The sequence below is a fragment of the Clostridium sp. AM28-20LB genome (assembly GCF_003480665.1).
GTDB classification, from domain to species: Bacteria; Bacillota; Clostridia; order Lachnospirales; family Lachnospiraceae; genus Otoolea; species Otoolea fessa.
On sequence record NZ_QUJN01000017.1, the window covers coordinates 1 to 3333 of the forward strand.

Annotated in this window: 5 protein-coding genes; all 5 read right to left on the reverse strand. The window is 41.3% G+C overall.

The genetic code is table 11. The annotated features are described in order from the left end of the window. Window positions 1–129: 129 nt before the first annotated feature. Window positions 130–1038 (reverse strand): radical SAM mobile pair protein B, encoded by a 909-nt coding sequence (locus tag DW739_RS14705; protein WP_118743274.1) that lies wholly within the window; start codon window positions 1036–1038, stop codon window positions 130–132. Further along, window positions 1026–1715: a radical SAM mobile pair protein A gene (locus DW739_RS14710; protein ID WP_005946182.1), complete on the reverse strand. Its 690-nt coding sequence runs from the start codon at window positions 1713–1715 to the stop codon at window positions 1026–1028. Before DW739_RS14710 ends, DW739_RS14705 begins: the two co-directional genes overlap by 13 nt. Beyond that, a complete protein-coding gene (locus tag DW739_RS14715) occupies window positions 1712–2149 on the reverse strand; it encodes a radical SAM mobile pair system MarR family transcriptional regulator (RefSeq protein WP_117796695.1) in 438 nt (145 codons plus the stop codon). Before DW739_RS14715 ends, DW739_RS14710 begins: the two co-directional genes overlap by 4 nt. Window positions 2150–2245: 96 nt before the next feature. After that, window positions 2246–3076, reverse strand: a complete 831-nt coding sequence (locus DW739_RS14720; RefSeq protein WP_118685269.1) for a 4Fe-4S dicluster domain-containing protein — start codon at window positions 3074–3076, stop codon at window positions 2246–2248. A gap of 47 nt (window positions 3077–3123) precedes the next feature. Beyond that, on the reverse strand, window positions 3124–3333 hold a 210-nt coding region (locus tag DW739_RS14725), incomplete at its 5' end, for an MGMT family protein (RefSeq protein ID WP_147355663.1).

Below are 3333 nucleotides of genomic sequence, written 5' to 3' on the forward strand. Positions count from 1 at the left end.
TAACATGAGTAACCATATCTCAGCATCATTGATAAATCCGATCTTATAACCAAGCTGGAAGTTCTCAATCTGTGAAAATATTTAATCTAATCGCTTTCACTCTGTAAGCACTCCTTTTCAAATTTCTGCTTAACGATTTCTTTTTCCTGTATTTTCTGTCCCTCGGATTTCCTCATGATAGAAATAATCCACGATTACCGGATGTCCCTGCGGGACTCTGCCATAAGGCATTTCATTATCCACAAAGGGACAATCATACTTCTTAGCCATTTCCTCAGCTTTTACTTCAAGTGCTTCAAAATAACTGCGGTTATGCTTGTTATAGATCTCGTCGTAAAGTGGTACAAGATCAGGATATTTTCCGGCGATATAATCCATAATTGTCTTTTTGAAACCGCCTCGAAGATTGAGATTTTCGATCCAGAACAGATCGCACTGATCCTTTACCCGCTCAAATATTGCTTCAAAATCCGTGATACCGGGGAATACCGGGGATACGAAACAGACTGTACGGATACCGGCTTCATATACCTGCTTCATAGCAGAGATACGGCGCTCAATGCTCGAAGCAGAGTCCATATCGTTCTTGAAATTTTCATCTAGTGTGTTGATCGACCATGAAACGGTTACTCGTCCAAGCTTCTTCAGCAGATCAATATCCCGTACCACAAGATCCGACTTTGTGCAGATCAGAATATCTGTGTCACTGCCGATCAGCTGCTCCAGAAGTTTTCTGGTATTCCCGAATTGCTCCTCCTGTGGATTGTAGCCATCTGTCACAGAACCGATGACCACCCGCTGTCCGGCATATTTCTTCGGATTTTTAATTTCCAGCCAATGCTTCACATCAAGGAAAGTGCCCCATTCCTCCTTGTGCCCGGTAAAGCGCTTCATAAAAGAAGCATAGCAATACTTGCAGGCATGTGTACAGCCCACATAGGGATTGACCGAGTAACCGCCTACCGGCAGACTAGACTTAGTCATGATGTTCTTTGTTTCCACCTCACGAATGAGGATTCCATTTATTACTTCTTCCATGATTTCTGTACCTCTAACACTTTATTAAATTCTTCCGGCATTTCCTGAATCATATTTTCATCCCCTATGATAGGGACAAGGTCTTCCTTCATAAACACTGGAATGCCGAGCTTATGTGCCTGGTCCGCCAGAGACCATGCCCATTCCGGCTCCGTATGAATCTTCCTGCTCTGAGCTCCGGTCATGGTGCCGACAACGATCCAATTGATTCCGGAAAGGTCAACTGTGCCGGGATCGTCGAATAACGGTTCAAAGGTAACATGGTAATGTTTTGCTCTGACGTTTTTCCGAAGGGCGTCGATACGCCACAGTTCTGCTTTCCTCGTCACCGTAACGCCAAACCATGCGTTTTCCAGATCGGTATCAAAATCCAGCAAATCAGGCCGCTTGGTAAGGAACAGGAACTGATGCTGTGGATTTTCACGGATCTTTGCAAATACCTCGTCTCTCCATTCCGGCTTCCATCCGGAGAGATCGCTCATCCCGGTAAGAAGAAAGTTCTGCGGACGTTTCTTTTCCATCATCTTGAGCTTACTCGGAAAGAATTCAGGGTCAGCGAAGTCATCAATCATATGCCAGCGTTTCACGTTGTTGCGGGCATAGCAATATGTACACCCCACTGTGCAGCCAATGACGATATTCATGTTCTGAATCTGATCTTTGATACAAATACTCATGACTTCTGCCACTCCTCAAGATTCTTTCTGATGCGGTCGAGGCATTCCTCAAACCGGGTAATTTCTTCCTCTGAAAAACCTTTGTAGTAAATACTGCCCATCTCATCAGATACAGAATCGTACTCGCCCTTTAAGGCATGTGCTTTCTCAGTCAGAAACAGGAGTGTTTTCCTTTTGTCCGTTTCAGACTGAACACGGCTTATCAGCCCTTGATTTTCCATTCTTTCCAGCATCGTAGTAAGAGATGTTATCGCTAATCCGCATTTAATCGAGAGTGACCTGATTGAGATACCATCCTCCTGCCACAGCACATAAAGAATACGTCCCTGGGCTCCATTAAACGCATCGATATTTTTTTCGCTGAGAATCTTCTCAAAAATCCGGTCACCAAGCTGTTTTATTTTGGTGACAAGAAATCCGCCATTTGTTTTCATGCAAAAGCTCCTATATAGTAGTTTATAAAATCATACTATATAGGAGCTTTATTGTCAAGAGCTTGTATGTTTGAATAGAGGTAAACTGGAATTTGATTAAAGTGCCTTCTTAGGGCAATTCTTCACGCACTCCATACATAATATGCATTCTGTGGCATTCTTTCGTTTTCTTGAATTATTTGTAACTTCAACATCCATAGGGCAAAGCCTTTCGCATTTTCCACAGTTAATACATTTTGTTTTATCGCAACAGATACGAAACAGAGAATAATAGCTTATTGGCTTTAAGAAAACAGTTATTGGACAAATATATTTACAGAATGCTCTATTATCCTTAAATGTAAAAGCCAATGTAATTCCAACTAAATAATAAACAATATTCCCTATCAAAAATGCCCAAAACATTATTCGTTCAATGTTATCCACTTTACACAAGAAAAGTACGGAAACAAAGATCAATGATACAGCAAACGCGATATACCTTATCCACCCAATTTTTCGTCTTTCATGACTTTGAGGAGTTTTATATGGTAAAAAATCAAGTATCATTGCAGTCCAACAAGCAAATCCACACCAGCCTCTTCCAAATATCAGTGGACCGAATATCTTTGCTACTGCATAATGAATTGTTGCGGCCTCGAAAACTCCAGTAAATAAGTAATACCAGAATCCCTCTATCTGCATATTTTCATTATCAATAAGTCCAAGGTAAACCAGCATATATGTACCAACAAGTAACTGGACAATTCTTCTTGCATATGGTTGATTGTTAGCCATCAACACTAGACCTAATGCTATTGACGTACCAATATAACTAAAATTCAATAAATAAAAAATATTATCTTTTGATAGCCATAACACAACAGCTACAATTTCAAAAATAATCCACATTATTAAAGCGATTATTTTAACCTTTGAATTCTTCATTCTATTTTCTATACCCCAACGCAAATTCCGATTTTTCCACTTAATAACTAAAGCGCCGTTCCTTTCTTCGGCACAAAGAAACGACTCATATCGGTATGTTCCAGCATAAGCAGTGCCACCTTCTTCTCAATTCCACCCGCATACCCAATCAAGCTTCCACTCGTTCCCACCACACGGTGGCATGGGATGATAATGGAAATCTCGTTATGCCCCACTGCACCGCCTACCGCCTGCGCGGACATATGGGACGCATTCTG

Coding starts and splice junctions, on each gene's coding strand:
- DW739_RS14715 (WP_117796695.1), bottom strand. CDS start 2,149: ATGAAAACAAATGGCGGATTTCTTGTCACCAAAATAAAACAGCTTGGT.
- DW739_RS14720 (WP_118685269.1), bottom strand. CDS start 3,076: ATGAAGAATTCAAAGGTTAAAATAATCGCTTTAATAATGTGGATTATT.
- DW739_RS14705 (WP_118743274.1), bottom strand. CDS start 1,038: ATGGAAGAAGTAATAAATGGAATCCTCATTCGTGAGGTGGAAACAAAG.
- DW739_RS14710 (WP_005946182.1), bottom strand. CDS start 1,715: ATGAGTATTTGTATCAAAGATCAGATTCAGAACATGAATATCGTCATT.